We start from the raw sequence: 16791 nt of genomic DNA, 5'->3' as shown, positions 1-16791 counted from the left end.
AGGTGGACATGAGCAACGAACTGACGGGTCAGAGCGCCCGCCCCGTGTCCGGCGTGCTCGGCACCAAGCTCGGCATGACCCAGGTCTGGGACGAGAACGGAAAGCTCGTCCCCGTGACCGTCGTGCAGACCGGTGCGAACGTCGTCACCCAGATCCGCTCCGTCGAGAACGACGGATACGACGCCGTGCAGATCGCCTACGGGCAGATCGATCCGCGCAAGGTCTCGCAGCCGCTGCGCGGCCACTTCGACAAGGCCGGCGTGACCCCGCGCCGTCACCTGGTCGAGCTGCGCACCGCTGACGCCACCGACTACTCGCTGGGTCAGGAGATCGACGCGTCGATCTTCGAGGCCGGCCAGAAGGTCGACGTCGTCGGCACCTCCAAGGGCAAGGGCACCGCGGGCGTCATGAAGCGCCACGGCTTCGCCGGTGTCGGTGCCTCCCACGGTGCGCACCGCAACCACCGCAAGCCCGGTTCCATCGGCGGCGCCGCCACGCCCGGTCGCGTCTTCAAGGGCCAGCGCATGGCCGGCCGCATGGGCAGCGCCCGAACCAGTGTCCAGAACCTGACCGTTCACGCGGTCGACGTCGAGAAGGGCCTCGTGCTCGTCAAGGGTGCCGTTCCCGGCCCCAAAGGCGGGCTCGTGCTGGTCCGCTCGGCCGTCAAGAGCCCCGCGAAGGAGGCCTGAGCCCGATGGCAGCGAATCTGACTGTCGACGTGCTCGATCCGGCCGGCACCAAGTCCGGCACCGTCGAGCTGCCCGCGTCGATCTTCGACGTGCAGACCAACGTGCCCCTGATCCACCAGGTGGTCGTCGCCCAGCAGGCGGCGTCCCGTCAGGGCACCCACAAGGCCAAGACCCGCGCCGAGGTGCGTGGCGGCGGCAAGAAGCCCTGGAAGCAGAAGGGCACCGGTCGTGCCCGTCAGGGCTCCCTCCGCGCCCCGCAGTTCACCGGTGGCGGCACCGTCCACGGCCCCGTCCCCCGCGAGTACAGCCAGCGCACCCCGAAGAAGATGAAGGCTGCCGCTCTGCGCGGTGCCCTCTCGGATCGGGCCCGCAACGGCCGCGTCCACGTGGTCTCGTCCCTCCTCGACGGCAATGCGCCGTCGACGAAGGCCGTCCGCACCACCCTGTCCCACGTCTCCGACCGCCGGCACGTGCTGGTCGTCGTGCGTCGTGACGACGACCTGGGCGCGCTGAGCTCGCGCAACCTGCCCACCGCGCACGTCCTGTACGCGGACCAGGTGAACACCTACGACGTCATGCTCTCCGACGACGTGGTCTTCACCGCCGGTGCGCTGGAGGACTTCGTCGCCCAGGCCACCGTGTCCCTGCCCACCTCGTCCTTCGCCGCGGCGAAGAACGCGTCGTCGGCCCCGGCCGCCGCCGCGCAGGAGGCCCCGGCCTCCGACGACGAGGACGGCGCCCAGGCCGCTGAGGCCGCCGAGCCCGCCAAGGAGGAGTCGAAGTGACCGTGCTGAACAAGGATCCCCGCGACGTCCTGCTGGCCCCGGTCGTCTCCGAGAAGAGCTACGGGCTGATGGACGAGGGCAAGTACACCTTCCTGGTGGACGCCCGCGCCAACAAGACCGAGATCAAGATCGCCGTCGAGTCCATCTTCGACGTCAAGGTCTCCTCGGTGAACACGATCAACCGTCAGGGCAAGTCGCGCCGCACGCGCTTCGGGACCGGCAAGCGCAAGGACACCAAGCGCGCCGTGGTCACCCTGACTGACGGAGCCATCGACATCTTCGGAGGGTCGGTCGCCTGAGGCGGCCGATATCCGAGGAGCCGAAGAGAGTCTGAGGGAAACCCACATGGCAATTCGTAAGAGCAAGCCGACCACGCCCGGTCGTCGCGGCTCGAGTGGCGCCGACTTCGTCGAGGTCACCCGCGACACCCCTGAGAAGTCGCTGGTCCGCCCGCTGTCCAAGTCGGGCGGGCGCAACAGCAACGGCCGCATCACCTCCCGTCACCGGGGCGGCGGCCACAAGCGTGCCTACCGTGTCATCGACTTCCGTCGCCACGACAAGGACGGCGTCGGTGCCAAGGTCGCACACATCGAGTACGACCCCAACCGCACCGCGCGCATCGCGCTGCTGCACTACACCGACGGCGAGAAGCGCTACATCCTCGCCCCGGCGAAGCTGCGTCAGGGCGACTGGATCGAGAACGGTCCGGAGTCGGACATCAAGCCCGGCAACAATCTGCCGCTGCGCAACATCCCGCTGGGCACCGTGATCCACGCGATCGAGCTGCGCCCCGGCGGCGGTGCCAAGATCGCCCGCAGCGCCGGCGCCTCCGTGCAGCTGGTCGCCAAGGAAGGACCGTACGCGCAGCTGCGCATGCCGTCCGGCGAGATCCGCAACGTCGATGCCCGCTGCCGCGCCACCATCGGTGAGGTCGGCAACGCGGAGCAGTCCAACATCAACTGGGGCAAGGCCGGCCGCATGCGCTGGAAGGGCAAGCGCCCTCACGTGCGTGGCGTCGTCATGAACCCCATCGACCATCCGCACGGCGGCGGCGAGGGCCGCACCTCCGGTGGTCGGCATCCGGTGTCGCCCTGGGGTCAGCCCGAGGGCCGTACCCGGCGACCCGGCAAGGAGAGCGACAAGCTCATCGTGCGCCGCCGCCGGACCGGCAAGAAGCGCTGATAGGGAGAACCACAGACTATGCCTCGCAGTATCGCCAAGGGCCCGTTCGTCGACGATCACCTCCAGAAGAAGGTGGACGCTCAGAACGAGAAGGGCACCAAGAACCTCATCAAGACCTGGTCGCGTCGTTCGGTCATCACGCCGGACTTCCTCGGCCACACCTTCGCAGTGCACGACGGCCGCAAGCACGTCACGGTGTTCGTCACCGAGGCCATGGTCGGCCACAAGCTCGGCGAGTTCGCTCCCACGCGGACTTTCAAGGGCCACGAGAAGGACGACAAGAAGGGCCGCCGCCGCTGACCTCGGTCACGCGGCAGCACCATCAGCAATCCGAAGAAAGCAGGACAGCAATGGAAGCCAAGGCGCAGGTGCGGTACCTCCGCATGTCGCCCATGAAGGCTCGCCGCGTTGTGGACCTGATTCGTGGCAAGAGCACGGCCGAGGCCCTGGACACCCTGCGGTTCGCCCCGCAGGGAGCCAGCGAGCCCGTCCTCAAGCTCGTCGAGTCCGCGATCGCCAACGCGCGGGTGAAGGCAGATCAGGCGGGGGAGCGCTTCGATGAGCGCGAACTCGTCGTCTCCTCCGCATTCGTCGATGAGGGCCCGACCATGAAGCGGTTCCAGCCGCGCGCACAGGGTCGAGCCTTCCAGATCAAGAAGCGCACCAGCCACGTCACCGTGGTGGTCGCTCCCGTGAACAAGTAAGGAGTCCCGAATGGGCCAGAAGGTCAATCCGAACGGGTTCCGCCTCGGGATCACCACGGAGCACAGCAGCCGGTGGTTCGCCGACTCCTCCAAGGAGGGTCAGCGTTATCGCGACTACGTGAAGGAAGACGTCGCGATCCGCAAGCTCATGTCCAAGGGGCTCGAGCGCGCCGGCATCTCCAAGGTCGAGATCGAGCGCACCCGTGATCGTGTCCGCGTCGACCTCCACACCGCCCGCCCGGGCATCGTCATCGGGCGCCGGGGTGCCGAGGCCGAGCGTCTGCGCGGCGAGCTGGAGAAGCTCACCGGCAAGCAGATCCAGCTGAACATCCTCGAGGTCAAGAACCCCGAGAACGACGCTCAGCTGGTCGCCCAGGGCATCGCCGAGCAGCTCGCCGCCCGCGTCTCCTTCCGTCGTGCGATGCGCAAGGGCATGCAGTCCGCGCAGCGCGCCGGCGCGAAGGGCATCCGAGTGGCCGTCTCCGGCCGCCTCGGCGGCGCCGAGATGAGCCGCAACGAGTTCTACCGCGAGGGGCGCGTGCCGCTGCACACCCTCCGCGCGAACATCGACTACGGCTTCTACGAGGCCCGCACCGCCTTCGGCCGCATCGGCGTGAAGGTGTGGATCTACAAGGGCGACGTCACCGCCAAGGAGCTCGCGGCCCAGGCCGCCACGCAGGGTCCCCGCTCCGGCGGCCGCGGCCCCCGTGCCGAGCGCCCGCGCGGCCGTCGCAACGAGCGCAACGCCAACGCCCGTCGTGAGGGTGGCAGCACCGAGGGAGCAGCCCAGGCTGCCGCTCCGGCCGCCGCCCCCACGGAGCAGCCGGCGTCCGCTCCCGCACAGCAGTCCGGAACGGAGGCCTGAGCGACATGCTGATCCCCCGCAGGACCAAGCACCGCAAGCAGCACCACCCGACCCGCAGCGGCATGGCCAAGGGCGGCACCGAGCTGGCGTTCGGCGACTACGGCATCCAGGCGCTCGCGCCGGCCTACGTCACCAACCGTCAGATCGAGGCGGCACGAATCGCCATGACGCGCTACATGAAGCGTGGCGGCAAGGTGTACATCAACATCTACCCCGACCGGCCGCTGACCAAGAAGCCTGCCGAGGTCCGCATGGGCTCCGGTAAGGGTTCGGTCGAGTGGTGGGTCGCCAACATCAAGCCCGGCCGTGTCCTCTTCGAGGTCGCGGGCGTGTCCGAGGAAGTGTCCCGCGAGGCGCTGCGCCTGGCGATGCACAAGCTCCCCATGAAGTGCCGCATTCTGAGCCGAGAGGGTGGTGACATCTGATGGCAGCGACCAAGCTCACCGCCGATGAACTGGACAAGCTGGACGACGCCAAGCTGGCCGACGAGCTGGCGAAGGCGAAGGACGAGCTGTTCAAGCTCCGTTTCCAGTCCGCCACCGGTCAGCTCGAGAGCTCCGGCCGCCTGCGGTCCGTCAAGAAGGACATCGCACGGATCTACACGATCCTGCGCGAGCGCGAGCTGGGCATCCGACAGGCGCCCGGCGCCGCCGAGTGACCGCGAAGCGAGGAACAGACATGACTGAGAACAGCAAGGCCGAGGCCCCGGCCGTCGACGAGGTCGAGGTGCTCGACAAGGAAGGCGCGCACGCGTCGTCCCATGAGCGCCCGTACCGCAAGACCGTCCGCGGCTTCGTGGTCTCCGACAAGATGGACAAGACCGTCGTCGTCGAGGTCGAGGAGCGCGTCAAGCACGCTCGCTACGGCAAGGTCACGACCAAGACGAGCAAGTTCAAGGCCCACGACGAGGAGAACACCGCCGGTATCGGCGACCGTGTCCTCATCATGGAGACCCGACCGCTCTCCGCCTCCAAGCGGTGGCGCCTGGTCGAGATCCTCGAGCGAGCCAAGTGATCCAACGGTCCTGGTGACCGCAGCAGGATCGACGTGAAGGGTCGGCCTTCCCCCTGGGGGAGGCCGGCCCTTTCGCTATACCCGGGGCCGCTGCGTCAGGGGCTGGCGTGTCCGGGCTGCTGCCGGAGTCCGCTGCGCCCGGGCCCGCCCGTCGGGCGCTCCGGTACGTCGCGCCTCCGTTCCACTGATTCGTCTCGTCACTGCAACGGATCAGTGGAACGAGCCCGCGTGTCGCCGGACGGTCGTCGCCCGAGTGCCCGTATACGGCAGTGGTGGTGGCCGAGGGACGGATCAGGCGCGCGTGAGACGGTCAGGCGCGCGCGGGTCGGGTCAGGAGCGCGAGACGCTCAGGCGCGCGTGAGACGGGTCAGGAGCGCGCCCGCGTAGGCGTCCTCAGCATGAGGTGCCCGGACCTCGCGCAGGCCACCGGCGTCAGCATCGGCACCGAGTGCAGTGCCAGTGCCAGTGCCAGTGCCGGCGCCAGCGCCAGGGTCAGCGTCGGTATCGGTGCCAGGTGCAGCACCGCTGCCAGGGTCGGCGTCGCCCGCCGGCGCGAACCTCACCACGTAGGCGCCCGACTGCTCCCGGTGCAGCGACACGAAGGCGTCGCCGAGCGCATCGCGGAGCTGCTCCTCGCGGGGAATCCAGATGGCCTCGTGCTGCTCGACCGTGTCCAGCGCCCACTCGGTGGTGCCGTTGAAGCGGAAGACATGCTGGCCCGACCGGCTGATGCCCCGCTCGACCACCATCGGGGAGAGCATGAACGCCTCGTCGCGCAGCAGCTCGGTGTCGATCGAGAACAGGTCGCCGTCCGCCGGTTCCCAGGGCAGCCCCGCGTCCTTGAGTCGTCGTGCCACATCGATGTCGATCATGGATCGAGTGTAGGGGCGGCGGGAGAGCAAGCCCACACCCTTCGCAGGGCTCGCATGGGGTGACAGCGACTGCTGCGGGGACGTAGTCTTGAACGGTTGCCGGACGACCATGCCCACCAGCCCTCGCGGTGAGTGCGGGATCGGGAGTCCGCGGCAGGATCCGGAAGCACCAGATCCGTCCTCGCCGGAGACCTCGCACGAGAAGCGAACGCTGAGGCGTTCTCCACGCTAGTGCCTGAGTCCGGCCGAGGGTTTTTTGGTGCCCGGAGCCCGCCGCCGGTGATGCTCATGGCCACGTTCGTGACCTGGGCGGACGTCCGGGCATGGTCCATATTCCGTTCCGCCAGGCTCGGCCGGCCCGCTCCCGCGGACCGGAAGAGAACCGGTGAGACGATAGGAGAACGAGTGATTCAGCAGGAGTCGCGACTGAAGGTCGCCGACAACACAGGTGCCAAGGAGATTCTCTGCATCCGTGTTCTCGGTGGCTCCGGTCGCCGTTACGCCAGCATCGGCGACACCATCGTGGCGACCGTCAAGGACGCCATCCCCGGTGGCAACGTCAAGAAGGGCGATGTCATCAAGGCTGTCGTCGTCCGTACGTCCAAGGAGCGTCGGCGCGCCGACGGGTCCTACATCCGCTTCGACGAGAACGCGGCGGTGATCCTCAAGGCCGATGGCGAGCCGCGCGGAACGCGCATCTTCGGCCCCGTCGGGCGCGAACTGCGCGACAAGCGCTTCATGAAGATCATCTCGCTGGCACCGGAGGTGCTGTGACATGGCAAAGATGAAGATCAAGAAGGGCGACCTCGTCCAGGTCATCACCGGCCGCACGAGCGACGCCGACAAGGTCGCCGCACGTGGCCTCGAGGCCGGCGACAAGGGCAAGCAGGGCCGCGTCCTGCAGGTGTTCCCCGATACCGAGCGCGTGCTCGTCGAGGGCATCAACCGCCGCACCCACCACATCAAGCCCAACCAGGCCGGTGGCGCGGGCGGCATCGAGCAGCGCGAGGCCCCCATCCACATCTCCAACGTGGCTCTGGTCGACCCGGAGGACAACAAGCCGACCAAGGTCGGCTACCGCGTCGAGACCCTCGAGCTCGAGAACGGCCGCTCCAAGCAGGTGCGCGTCCGCTTCGCCAAGCGCTCCGGGAAGGACATCTGATGAGCGAGACTGCTATCCAGGCGCCCACCCCGCGCCTGAAGGCCCGGTACAACGAGACCATCAAGGCGGAGCTGACCGACCAGTTCGGTTACGAGAACGTCATGCTGGTGCCCGGTCTGACCAAGATCGTCGTGAACATGGGCGTCGGCGACGCCGCTCGCGACTCCAAGGTCATCGACGGCGCCGTGCGCGACCTCGCCGCCATCACCGGACAGAAGCCGCAGGTCACCAAGGCCCGCAAGTCGATCGCGCAGTTCAAGCTGCGTGAGGGAATGCCGATCGGTGCGCACGTCACCCTCCGTGGCGCTCGCATGTGGGAATTCCTGGACCGGCTGCTGTCGACCGCTCTGCCGCGCATCCGCGACTTCCGTGGTCTGTCGCCGAAGCACTTCGACGGCAACGGCAACTACACGTTCGGCCTCACGGAGCAGGTCATGTTCCACGAGATCGACCAGGACAAGATCGACCGCGTCCGCGGTATGGACATCACGGTCGTGACCACCGCGAAGACCGACGACGAGGGACGCGCGCTGCTGAAGCTGCTCGGCTTCCCCTTCAAGGAGAACTGATATGGCCAAGACAGCCCTGATCAAGAAGTCGGAGCGCAAGCCGAAGTTCGCCGTGCGCGCTTACTCCCGGTGCCAGCGTTGCGGCCGCCCGCACTCCGTGTACCGCAAGTTCGGCCTCTGCCGAGTCTGCCTTCGCGACATGGCTCACCGTGGTGAGCTCCCCGGCGTCACCAAGAGCAGCTGGTAAGGACTACCGCCAGAGGTCCCGGGGCACAGCGATGATGCCGCGGGAAACCAGGTGAGGAAGAAGCAACAGACATGACCATGACCGACCCGATCGCGGACATGCTCACGCGCATCCGTAACGCCTCAGGGGCGTACCACGAGAGCGCGTCCATGCCGTATTCGAAGTTGAAGAGCCGTATCGCGGACATCCTGAAGGCCGAGGGCTACATCCTCGGCTGGCACGAGGAGGAGGCCGAGGTGGGCAAGAAGCTCGTCCTCGAGCTGAAGTACTCCGACAGCCGTGAGCGCGCCATCTCCGGGGTGCGCCGCGTCTCGAAGCCCGGCCTGCGTGTGTACGCGAAGTCCACCAATCTGCCCAAGGTCCTCGGCGGCCTGGGCGTGGCGATCCTGTCCACGTCCTCCGGCCTCCTGACCGACCGGCAGGCAGCCAAGAAGGGTGTAGGTGGGGAAGTCCTCGCCTACATCTGGTGAGCGGGAGAGGAGAAACACTATGTCCCGCATCGGAGTCCGCCCGGTTCCCGTTCCGGCGGCCGTGCAGAACGTCACCATCGAAGACCGCATCGTCACGGTGACCGGTCCCAAGGGCGAGCTGAAGCACGTCGTGCCCGAGCCCATCGCCGTCGAGCGCGATGAGTCCGGCGCCATCGTGGTGAGCCGCCCCGACGACGAGCGCGAGAACAGGTCGCTTCACGGCCTGACCCGCACTCTCATCAACAACATGGTCCTCGGCGTCACCGAGGGCTTTACGAAGAAGCTGGAGATCGTGGGCACGGGCTACCGTGTGACCGCGAAGGGCACCGACCTCGAGTTCGCCCTCGGCTTCTCCCACCCCGTCGTGGTGAAGGCGCCCCAGGGCATCACCTTCACCGTCGAGACCCCGAGCAAGTTCTCGGTCAGCGGCATCGACAAGCAGCAGGTGGGAGAGGTCGCCGCGAACATCCGCAAGATCCGTCGGCCCGAGCCCTACAAGGGCAAGGGCGTGCGGTACGCGGACGAGACCGTGGTGCGCAAGGCCGGAAAGGCTGGTAAGTGATCATGGGTTACGCACTCAAGCACACCAAGGGCAAGCCCGGCAGCCGGCTGCGTACGCGCGGCCGTCGCCACCTGCGCGTCCGTCGTCGTGTCATCGGCACGCCCCAGCGTCCGCGTCTGGTCGTCACCCGTTCGGCCCGTCACGTCTTCGTGCAGGTCGTCGACGACGATGCTGGCGTCACGCTGGCGTCGGCCTCGACCATGGAGGCCGACCTGCGCGCCGCCTCCACCACGAAGTCGGACAAGGCCCGCACCGTCGGCGCCCTGGTCGCCGAGCGCACCAAGGCAGCCGGGATCGACTCCGTCGTGTTCGACCGCGGCGGCAACAAGTACCACGGTCGCGTGGCCGCCGTCGCCGACGGCGCTCGCGAGGCCGGCCTGGCGCTGTGATCACCCCCCGGACACAGGACGAGAAGAGGATCTGAATATGGCTGCACAGCAGCGGAACAATGGTCCCGCGGCCTCCGGCCGGCGGGGCGACAACTCCACCAACACCAGCAGCAGCTCCGATGATCGCGGAGGCCGTCGCAGCGACGACCGCGGCGGTCGTCAGGGTCGCGGGCGCGGTCAGGACGCCGAGAAGTCGGCATTCCTCGAGCGCGTCGTGAGCATCAACCGCGTCTCCAAGGTCGTCAAGGGCGGCCGTCGCTTCTCCTTCACCGCCCTCGTGGTGGTCGGGGACGGCGACGGAACCGTCGGAGTCGGCTACGGAAAGGCCAAGGAGGTCCCCTCGGCGATCTCCAAGGGTGTCGAGGAGGCGAAGAAGAACTTCTTCCGCGTCCCGCGCATCCAGGGCACCGTCGTGCACAAGGTCCAGGGTGAGGATGCGGCAGGCGTCGTCCTGCTGCGTCCCGCCGCCCCGGGTACCGGTGTGATCGCCGGCGGTCCGGTCCGCGCCGTGCTCGAGTGCGCCGGAGTGCACGATGTGCTCTCCAAGTCGCTCGGCTCGACCAACGCGATCAACATCGTGCGGGCCACCGTCGACGCGCTCAAGCAGCTCGAGGAGCCGGAAGCCGTGGCCGCGCGCCGCGGTCTCGCGGTCGAGGACATCGCCCCGGCGGCTCTCCTGCGGGCCCAGGCCGAAGGCCGCGCCGCGGCCCGCGCCGAGAAGGTGGGTGCCTGATGCAGATCAAGGTCACCCAGGTCCGTTCCGACATCGGCGGCAACCAGACCCAGCGTGCCACCCTGCGCGGCCTCGGCCTCAAGCGCATCGGTGACACGGCGGTGAAGGACGACCGCCCCGAGATCCGCGGCATGATCCGCGCCGTCACCCACCTGGTGACGGTCGAAGAGGTGGACTGACTCCATGAACGACACCGAGAACAAGAGCGCCGAGAGCACGGGACCCGCTTCCGGCTCTCCGCTGAAGCTCCACGACCTGCGCCCCGCGCCGGGCTCCAAGACCCGTCGCACCCGCGTCGGCCGTGGTGAGGCTTCCAAGGGCAAGACCGCCGGTCGCGGCACCAAGGGCACCAAGGCCCGCAACCAGGTGCCGTTCGGCTTCGAGGGCGGGCAGATGCCGCTGCACATGCGGCTGCCCAAGCTGCGCGGCTTCACCAACCCCTTCCGCGTCGAGTACCAGGTCGTGAACCTGGCGACCCTGCAGGAGCTGTTCCCCGAGGGCGGCACCGTGACGGTCGAGGACCTCGTCGCCCGGGGCGCCGTGCGCAAGAACCAGCCCGTCAAGGTGCTGGGCACCGGCGACGTCAGCGTCAAGCTGGACGTCACCGCACAGAAGTTCTCCGCCTCGGCGGAGCAGAAGATCGCGGCGGCTGGCGGGTCCGTCACCACCGCGTGAGTCATTTTGACGGGGCACCGCGGCGCAGAATAATCTGTGCCGCGGTGCCCCGTCGTCATATCGGGGCCGGTCCGAAGGCCGTACGACACACACGGCACCGGGACGGACCGGGACGTCCAACGGTCCTGTCCCCGGACCTCCAGGAGGGAAACTGGTGAACTCGTTCGTGCGCGCGCTGCGCACCCCCGAGCTGAGGAACAAGATCCTCTTCACGCTCGGCATGATCGCGATCTACCGTCTCGGTGTCTTCATCCCCACCCCGGGATTCGACTACACCAACGTGATGGTGTGCGCAGATCAGGCCATGACGGGGCAGGGCGCCAACGTGATGGGCATGGTCAACATGTTCTCCGGCGGCGCGCTGTTGCAGCTGTCCATCTTCTCGCTGGGCGTCATGCCCTACATCACGGCATCGATCATCGTGCAGCTGCTGCGCGTGGTCATCCCGCGGTTCGAGGCCCTCCACAAGGAAGGGGCCTCGGGCACCCAGAAACTGACGCAGTACACGCGGTATCTGACCATCGGTCTGGCCGTGCTGCAGGCGACCACCATCATCACGCTGGTCCGTTCCGGGCAGTTCTTCGTCGGCTGCCAGCTCGAACTGGTGCCCGATCAGTCGATCCACACCCTGCTGCTGATGGTCGTGACCATGACGGTGGGCACCGTCCTGATCATGTTCATGGGCGAGATGATCACCGAGCGCGGCATCGGCAACGGCATGTCGCTGATGATCTTCTCGTCGATCGCGGCCTCGTTCCCCTCCGCCATGGCGCAGATCTGGGAGCTGCAGGGCTGGCTCGTATTCGCCCTGGTGATCCTGGTGGCGCTGCTGGTCATGATCGGCATCGTCTTCGTCGAGCAGTCCCAGCGGCGCATCCCGGTGCAGTACGCCAAGCGCATGGTGGGACGGCGCATGTACGGCGGCACCTCGACCTACATCCCGATCAAGGTCAACCAGGCCGGCGTCATCCCGGTCATCTTCGCGGCCTCGATCCTCGCGCTGCCGCAGATGGCCGCGTCCTTCGGCAGCCCGGAGTCCGGGTGGGTCCAGTGGATCAACGCCCACCTCGTGATGGGCGCATCGTTCTCCTGGATCTACGCCCTGGTCTACGTGGCCCTGATCGTGTTCTTCGCGTTCTTCTACGTCTCGATCACCTTCAACGCGGAGGAGATCGCCGACAACATGAAGAAGTACGGCGGATTCGTGCCCAATGTGCGCGCCGGCAAGCCCACCGACAACTACCTGCGGTACGTGATCAATCGGATCCAGACCCCCGGCGCCATCTACCTCGCGGTGATCTCGCTGATCCCGCTGTTCGCACTCGTCTACCTCGGTGCCTCGCAGAACTTCCCGCTCGGCGGGGTCTCGGTGCTGATCATCATCGGCGTCGGCCTCGACACCGTGAAGCAGATCGATGCGAAGCTCCAGCAGCACCACTACGAAGGGATTCTCCGGTGACCAGCCCCGACCTCTCGACCGACCCCACCGCGACGCAGGACGACGGCGGCCAGGCCGCCCGCCGGCTGCTGATCGTGGGCCCGCCCGGGGCGGGCAAGGGCACCCAGGCCGTGCGCATCGCCGAGGAGCTGTTCATCCCGGCGATCTCCACCGGGGACATCTTCCGCGCCAACGTCTCGCAGGAGACCGAGCTCGGCGTGCTGGCGAAGTCCTACATGGATGCCGGTGAGTACGTTCCCGACTCCGTCACCAACGACATGGTCCGCTCCCGTCTGGCCGAGGCGGATGCCCGGGACGGCTTCCTGCTGGACGGCTACCCGCGCACCCTCGACCAGGTCGAGGCGCTGGACTCGATCCTCACCGAGCTCGGCACCGCGCTGGACCTGGTGCTGCTGCTCGAGGTCGAGACGGACGAGGTCGTCGGCCGCCTGCTCGCCCGCGGGGCCGAGCAGGGCCGCAGCGACGACACCGAGGAGACCATCCGGCGCCGCCTCGACGTCTACGCGGAGCAGACGGCACCGCTGATCGACGTCTACGACTCCCGCGGCCTCGTGCGCCGCGTGGACGGCTCGGCGCCGATCGACGAGGTCACCGTCGCGCTGCGGGAGGCGCTCAGGGCACGATGAGCATCCTCCCCGAGCGGGTGGAGCTGAAGACCCCCGAACAGATCCTGGTGATGCGGCGCAGCGGGCTGCTGCTGGACCGTGTCCACGCGATGCTCGAGGAGAACATCCGCCCCGGCATCACCACGGCCGAGCTGGATCGTCTCGCCCACGAGATGATCCGCGACGAGGGGGCCACACCGAACTTCCTCGGCTACCACGGGTTCCCCGCGACGCTGTGCATCAGCGTCAACGAGATCGTCGTCCACGGGATCCCCGGCCCGCGCCGGCTCGCCGAGGGCGACATCGTCTCCATCGACGGTGGTCTGATCATCGACGGCTGGCACTCCGACGCCGCCCGCACCCACATCGTGGGTGCCCCGCGCTCGGTGGGGGACGAGGACCTGGTCCGGATCACCCGGGAGGCGCTGTGGGCGGGTATCGCCGCGCTCGCCTCGGCCGACCGGGTCGGTGACGTCGGCGCAGCCATCGAGGACCACGTCACCGAGGCGGCGGGGGAGTCCCTCGCCCACCTCGAGGGCTTCGGCGGGCACGGCATCGGGACCGCCATGCACCAGGCGCCCGACGTCATGAACTACCGCACCCGCTCCCGTGGGTCGCGGGTGAAGGCGGGCATGTGCCTGGCCATCGAGCCGATGCTGATCCAGGGCTCGGGAGACTGGGTGCTGGAGGACGACGACTGGACGGTGCGGGCCACCGGGGGCGGCCGGGCCGCCCACGCCGAGAACTCCGTGGCCGTGACCGATGAGGGTCTGCTCGTCCTGACGGAGGCCGACGGCGGCGCTGCCGAGCTCGCCCGGCGCGGCATCGTCGCCGCCCCGGATCCCCTCGCGTAGTGATGGGCATCATCACGGGGACTATCGCGGTTCCCGGAAAGGCCGTGTAGGCTGGTCGATCGGGTGTGCTCCGCGCGCGATGTCCATCGTGTGCTGTGGCCCGGCGCTGTCCGCAGCGCCGTCGCGCAGTCCCCGTCGTGCTGACGTCGTCGACCGGCTCCTGCCGTGTGGCCGGTGAGGCCGACGGCGCGCTGGTGGCGCCACCCTCATCGACCACCGTACTCGTCACCCGACGGGCGGTGCGCAAGAGACGATAATGCGGAACTCGACCCCCGGTCCGCCGGTGGCGAGAGATTGGGGAGGCATGGCGAAGAAGGACGGCGTGATCGAAGTCGAGGGCACGGTCACGGAGGCGCTCGCGAACGCGCGCTTCCGCGTGGAGCTCGACAACGGGCACAAGGTGCTCGCGCACATCTCCGGGAAGATGCGCCAGCACTACATCCGTATCCTTCCCGAGGACCGCGTGGTCGTCGAGCTGAGCCCCTATGACCTCGACCGGGGCCGCATCGTCTACCGCTACAAGTGATCGTCCCGGGAGAAGGAAGCTATGAAGGTCAAGCCGAGCGTCAAGCCGATCTGTGACAACTGCAAGGTGATCCGTCGCCACTCGCGCGTCATGGTCATCTGCTCGAACCCGCGTCACAAGCAGCGTCAGGGTTGAGCGCCGTGCTGCGAGGAGGAGGGGCCGACGAGGAACGAGTCGTCCCCGAGACCGAGCGGCACGAGCTCAGCACCGCACAGCAGGGCTGAACGGAGCACGTCGTTCGTCCCGACGACTGTCGTGACATCGCCGCCCCTGAGCGGCCGCCCTGCGTGCAGGGCACCGTCCGGGACACCGGACACACACAAGTAAAGAGTCGACACCACCGGCCCACGGGCCGGCCACCCGCAGTACGGAGGCTGCGGCGTCCCGGGAACAGACCCGAGGACGAGGTGTCGGATCAGGCCTCCGAGACAGTAGGAGAATGCACATGGCACGTCTGGTGGGAGTCGACCTCCCGCGCGAGAAGCGCCTCGAGGTCGCCCTGACGTACATCTTCGGCGTGGGACGCACCCGCGCCCTGGAGACCCTGGCCGCAACCGGCGTCTCCGGTGACAAGCGCGTGCGCGAGCTGACTGACGACGATCTCGTCAAGATCCGCGATCACATCGAGAACAACTACCGGGTCGAGGGTGACCTCCGCCGCGAGGTGGCAGCCGACATCCGCCGCAAGGTGGAGATCGGCAGCTACCAGGGGCTGCGCCACCGCCGCGGCCTTCCCGTGCACGGTCAGCGCACGAAGACCAACGCGCGCACCCGCAAGGGCCCCAAGCGCACCGTCGCCGGCAAGAAGAAGTCCCGCTGATCCACGGCATCGCCGTGGGATCGCGTCCGTCTTCCGCCGCACCCACTTCGCGCCGCTGAGGGATCCGGCGCACCCGAAACCCACCAGAGGAGTTCCGCCGCATGGCAACCAAGACCCGTCAGGCCGCTGCGCGCAAGCCGCGCCGCAAGGACAAGAAGAACGTCGTCAACGGCCAGGCCCACATCAAGAGCACGTTCAACAACACCATCGTCTCCATCACGGACCCGGTCGGCGCCGTCATCTCCTGGGCTTCGTCCGGGCAGGTCGGCTTCAAGGGCTCGCGCAAGTCGACCCCGTACGCCGCGCAGATGGCCGCCGAGGCAGCTGCCCGCCAGGCGCAGGAGCACGGCATGAAGAAGGTCGACGTCTTCGTCAAGGGCCCGGGCTCCGGTCGTGAGACCGCCATCCGCTCGCTGACCGCGGCCGGCCTCGAGGTCGGTTCGATCCAGGACGTCACCCCGCAGCCGCACAACGGCACCCGCCCGGCCAAGCGCCGCCGCGTCTGACCTCGCCGGCCGCTGCGGGGCCGCAGCCCCGTCGGCGCGGCCGGCGCCCGTGCCGGGACGGCCCTCGCCGCCCCGGCACCCTGGACACCACTCATCCTCTAGGCCCATCGCCCCCTTCTGAGCGTCATATGGCGGACGCTCGCTGAAAGGATCCACAGTGCTCATTGCACAGCGCCCCACGCTGACCGAAGAGGTCGTGTCGGAGAACCGTTCCCGGTTCGTCATCGAGCCGCTCGAGCCGGGCTTCGGCTACACCCTCGGCAACTCGATGCGTCGCACCCTGCTGTCCTCCATCCCCGGCGCCGCGGTCACCTCGATCCGCATCGACGGGGTCCTGCACGAGTTCAGCACCGTGCCCGGCGTGAAGGAGGATGTCACCGAGATCATCCTCAACGTCAAGAACCTCGTGGTCTCCTCGGAGAACGACGAGCCGGTCGTGATGTACCTGCGTCGCGAGGAGGCCGGCCGGGTCACCGCTGCCGACATCACCCCGCCCGCCGGCGTGGAGATCCACAACCCCGACCTCCACATCGCGACCCTGAACGAGAAGGGCCGCCTGGAGATCGAGCTGACCGTCGAGCGGGGTCGCGGCTACGTCTCCGCTGCGCAGAACAAGGGCCTTGACGCGGAGATCGGTCGGGTCCCGGTCGACTCCATCTACTCGCCGGTGCTGAAGGTGACCTACAAGGTCGAGGCGACGCGTGTCGAGCAGCGCACGGACTTCGACAAGCTGATCGTCGACGTCGAGACCAAGCCGGCCATCAGCCCGCGCGACGCGATGGCATCGGCCGGCAAGACGCTGGTGGAGCTGTTCGGCCTGGCGCGCGAGCTGAACCAGGAGGCCGAGGGCATCGAGATCGGCCCGTCGCCGACGGACCAGGCGCTGGCCGCCGATCTGGCACTGCCGATCAACGACCTCAACCTCACGGTGCGCTCGTACAACTGCCTCATGCGCGAGGGCGTCCACACCGTCGGTGAGCTGACCGCCCGTTCCGAGGCCGATCTGCTCGACATCCGCAACTTCGGGCAGAAGTCCATCGACGAGGTCAAGGCCAAGCTCGCCGACCTCGGGCTGTCGCTGAAGGATTCCCCGGCCGGTTTCGATCCGTCGGCCATCGAGTCCTACTCCGACGATTTCGGCGACCAGTACTGACCTTCATTTG

General features: G+C 68.1%; 29 protein-coding genes. 28 read left to right on the top strand and 1 reads right to left on the bottom strand.

Annotated elements, in window-relative coordinates:
• The first annotated feature begins 8 nt into the window (after positions 1-8).
• The 10 genes from rplC to rpsQ are packed head-to-tail and all read left to right on the top strand — an operon-like array spanning position 9 to position 5239.
• A complete protein-coding gene (gene rplC / locus ACFQRJ_RS14860) occupies positions 9-689 on the top strand; it encodes a 50S ribosomal protein L3 (protein ID WP_377019991.1) in 681 nt (226 codons plus the stop codon).
• Between the two features lie 5 nt (positions 690-694).
• Positions 695-1474, top strand: coding sequence for a 50S ribosomal protein L4 (gene rplD / locus ACFQRJ_RS14855; protein WP_377019990.1), 780 nt, complete (start codon positions 695-697; stop codon positions 1472-1474).
• The gene (gene rplW, locus ACFQRJ_RS14850; protein ID WP_377019989.1) at positions 1471-1773 is read left to right on the top strand and encodes a 50S ribosomal protein L23; all 303 of its coding nucleotides are present in this window, start codon (positions 1471-1473) and stop codon (positions 1771-1773) included. Before rplD ends, rplW begins: the two co-directional genes overlap by 4 nt.
• 46 nt (positions 1774-1819) lie before the next feature.
• Positions 1820-2656, top strand: a complete 837-nt coding sequence (gene rplB / locus ACFQRJ_RS14845; RefSeq protein WP_377019988.1) for a 50S ribosomal protein L2 — start codon at positions 1820-1822, stop codon at positions 2654-2656.
• An 18-nt stretch (positions 2657-2674) separates the two neighbouring features.
• Positions 2675-2956, top strand: coding sequence for a 30S ribosomal protein S19 (gene rpsS / locus ACFQRJ_RS14840; RefSeq protein WP_377019987.1), 282 nt, complete (start codon positions 2675-2677; stop codon positions 2954-2956).
• A 50-nt stretch (positions 2957-3006) separates the two neighbouring features.
• Positions 3007-3360: a 50S ribosomal protein L22 gene (gene rplV / locus ACFQRJ_RS14835; RefSeq protein WP_377019986.1), complete on the top strand. Its 354-nt coding sequence runs from the start codon at positions 3007-3009 to the stop codon at positions 3358-3360.
• A gap of 10 nt (positions 3361-3370) precedes the next feature.
• Positions 3371-4225, top strand: a complete 855-nt coding sequence (rpsC, locus tag ACFQRJ_RS14830) for a 30S ribosomal protein S3 (protein ID WP_377019985.1) — start codon at positions 3371-3373, stop codon at positions 4223-4225.
• Between the two features lie 5 nt (positions 4226-4230).
• Complete coding sequence (rplP, locus tag ACFQRJ_RS14825; RefSeq protein WP_377019983.1) at positions 4231-4650, top strand: 50S ribosomal protein L16; 420 nt, start codon at positions 4231-4233, stop codon at positions 4648-4650.
• Positions 4650-4883 carry a 50S ribosomal protein L29 gene (gene rpmC, locus ACFQRJ_RS14820; protein ID WP_377019982.1) on the top strand — a complete coding sequence of 78 codons (234 nt, stop codon included), beginning with the start codon at positions 4650-4652 and terminating at the stop codon, positions 4881-4883. The genes rplP and rpmC overlap by 1 nt, the downstream gene beginning before the upstream one ends.
• Positions 4884-4903: 20 nt before the next feature.
• Positions 4904-5239 (top strand): 30S ribosomal protein S17, encoded by a 336-nt coding sequence (gene rpsQ / locus ACFQRJ_RS14815; RefSeq protein ID WP_377019981.1) that lies wholly within the window; start codon positions 4904-4906, stop codon positions 5237-5239.
• Between the two features lie 347 nt (positions 5240-5586).
• Here rpsQ and ACFQRJ_RS14810 read toward each other — a convergent pair whose 3' ends face one another.
• Positions 5587-6111: a hypothetical protein gene (locus ACFQRJ_RS14810; protein ID WP_377019980.1), complete on the bottom strand. Its 525-nt coding sequence runs from the start codon at positions 6109-6111 to the stop codon at positions 5587-5589.
• A gap of 405 nt (positions 6112-6516) precedes the next feature.
• On the opposite strand from ACFQRJ_RS14810, the gene rplN reads away from it, so the two are divergent.
• The 18 genes from rplN to ACFQRJ_RS14720 all read left to right on the top strand — a co-directional run bounded on the left by rplN (position 6517) and on the right by ACFQRJ_RS14720 (position 16781).
• Entirely contained in the window at positions 6517-6885 is a 369-nt protein-coding gene (gene rplN, locus ACFQRJ_RS14805) for a 50S ribosomal protein L14 (protein ID WP_193116799.1), read from the top strand.
• Between the two features lies 1 nt (position 6886).
• A complete protein-coding gene (gene rplX / locus ACFQRJ_RS14800; protein ID WP_377019979.1) occupies positions 6887-7273 on the top strand; it encodes a 50S ribosomal protein L24 in 387 nt (128 codons plus the stop codon).
• Complete coding sequence (gene rplE, locus ACFQRJ_RS14795) at positions 7273-7842, top strand: 50S ribosomal protein L5 (RefSeq protein ID WP_377019978.1); 570 nt, start codon at positions 7273-7275, stop codon at positions 7840-7842. Before rplX ends, rplE begins: the two co-directional genes overlap by 1 nt.
• A 1-nt stretch (position 7843) precedes the next feature.
• Complete coding sequence (locus ACFQRJ_RS14790) at positions 7844-8029, top strand: type Z 30S ribosomal protein S14 (protein ID WP_377019977.1); 186 nt, start codon at positions 7844-7846, stop codon at positions 8027-8029.
• 71 nt (positions 8030-8100) lie between these two features.
• A complete protein-coding gene (gene rpsH, locus ACFQRJ_RS14785) occupies positions 8101-8499 on the top strand; it encodes a 30S ribosomal protein S8 (protein WP_377019976.1) in 399 nt (132 codons plus the stop codon).
• Positions 8500-8518: 19 nt separating this feature from the next.
• Positions 8519-9061: a 50S ribosomal protein L6 gene (gene rplF / locus ACFQRJ_RS14780; RefSeq protein WP_377019975.1), complete on the top strand. Its 543-nt coding sequence runs from the start codon at positions 8519-8521 to the stop codon at positions 9059-9061.
• 2 nt (positions 9062-9063) lie between these two features.
• The gene (rplR, locus tag ACFQRJ_RS14775) at positions 9064-9450 is read left to right on the top strand and encodes a 50S ribosomal protein L18 (RefSeq protein WP_377019973.1); all 387 of its coding nucleotides are present in this window, start codon (positions 9064-9066) and stop codon (positions 9448-9450) included.
• A gap of 37 nt (positions 9451-9487) precedes the next feature.
• Complete coding sequence (rpsE, locus tag ACFQRJ_RS14770; RefSeq protein ID WP_377019971.1) at positions 9488-10183, top strand: 30S ribosomal protein S5; 696 nt, start codon at positions 9488-9490, stop codon at positions 10181-10183.
• Complete coding sequence (rpmD, locus tag ACFQRJ_RS14765; RefSeq protein ID WP_377020017.1) at positions 10180-10362, top strand: 50S ribosomal protein L30; 183 nt, start codon at positions 10180-10182, stop codon at positions 10360-10362. The genes rpsE and rpmD overlap by 4 nt, the downstream gene beginning before the upstream one ends.
• Before the next feature lie 4 nt (positions 10363-10366).
• Positions 10367-10858 (top strand): 50S ribosomal protein L15, encoded by a 492-nt coding sequence (rplO, locus tag ACFQRJ_RS14760; RefSeq protein WP_377019970.1) that lies wholly within the window; start codon positions 10367-10369, stop codon positions 10856-10858.
• 154 nt (positions 10859-11012) lie between these two features.
• The gene (secY, locus tag ACFQRJ_RS14755) at positions 11013-12317 is read left to right on the top strand and encodes a preprotein translocase subunit SecY (RefSeq protein WP_377019968.1); all 1305 of its coding nucleotides are present in this window, start codon (positions 11013-11015) and stop codon (positions 12315-12317) included.
• Positions 12314-12943, top strand: coding sequence for an adenylate kinase (locus tag ACFQRJ_RS14750; RefSeq protein WP_377019966.1), 630 nt, complete (start codon positions 12314-12316; stop codon positions 12941-12943). Before secY ends, ACFQRJ_RS14750 begins: the two co-directional genes overlap by 4 nt.
• On the top strand, positions 12940-13776 hold the full coding sequence (gene map / locus ACFQRJ_RS14745) for a type I methionyl aminopeptidase (RefSeq protein WP_377019965.1): 837 nt from the start codon (positions 12940-12942) through the stop codon (positions 13774-13776). Before ACFQRJ_RS14750 ends, map begins: the two co-directional genes overlap by 4 nt.
• A 304-nt stretch (positions 13777-14080) precedes the next feature.
• Complete coding sequence (infA, locus tag ACFQRJ_RS14740) at positions 14081-14302, top strand: translation initiation factor IF-1 (RefSeq protein ID WP_010532507.1); 222 nt, start codon at positions 14081-14083, stop codon at positions 14300-14302.
• 21 nt (positions 14303-14323) lie between these two features.
• The gene (gene rpmJ / locus ACFQRJ_RS14735; RefSeq protein WP_010532506.1) at positions 14324-14437 is read left to right on the top strand and encodes a 50S ribosomal protein L36; all 114 of its coding nucleotides are present in this window, start codon (positions 14324-14326) and stop codon (positions 14435-14437) included.
• Positions 14438-14747: 310 nt separating this feature from the next.
• A complete protein-coding gene (gene rpsM / locus ACFQRJ_RS14730) occupies positions 14748-15122 on the top strand; it encodes a 30S ribosomal protein S13 (protein WP_377019964.1) in 375 nt (124 codons plus the stop codon).
• Positions 15123-15223: 101 nt separating this feature from the next.
• Complete coding sequence (gene rpsK / locus ACFQRJ_RS14725; RefSeq protein WP_377019963.1) at positions 15224-15628, top strand: 30S ribosomal protein S11; 405 nt, start codon at positions 15224-15226, stop codon at positions 15626-15628.
• A 157-nt stretch (positions 15629-15785) separates the two neighbouring features.
• Entirely contained in the window at positions 15786-16781 is a 996-nt protein-coding gene (locus ACFQRJ_RS14720) for a DNA-directed RNA polymerase subunit alpha (RefSeq protein ID WP_377019962.1), read from the top strand.
• The last annotated feature ends 10 nt before the right edge of the window (positions 16782-16791 follow it).

Origin of the sequence: Brachybacterium sp. GCM10030252, from assembly GCF_042666535.1 — a bacterium.
GTDB lineage: Bacteria > Actinomycetota > Actinomycetes > Actinomycetales > Dermabacteraceae > Brachybacterium.
The sequence above is the reverse complement of the archived record's forward strand: the minus strand, read 5'-3'. Positions and strand labels throughout refer to the sequence as shown.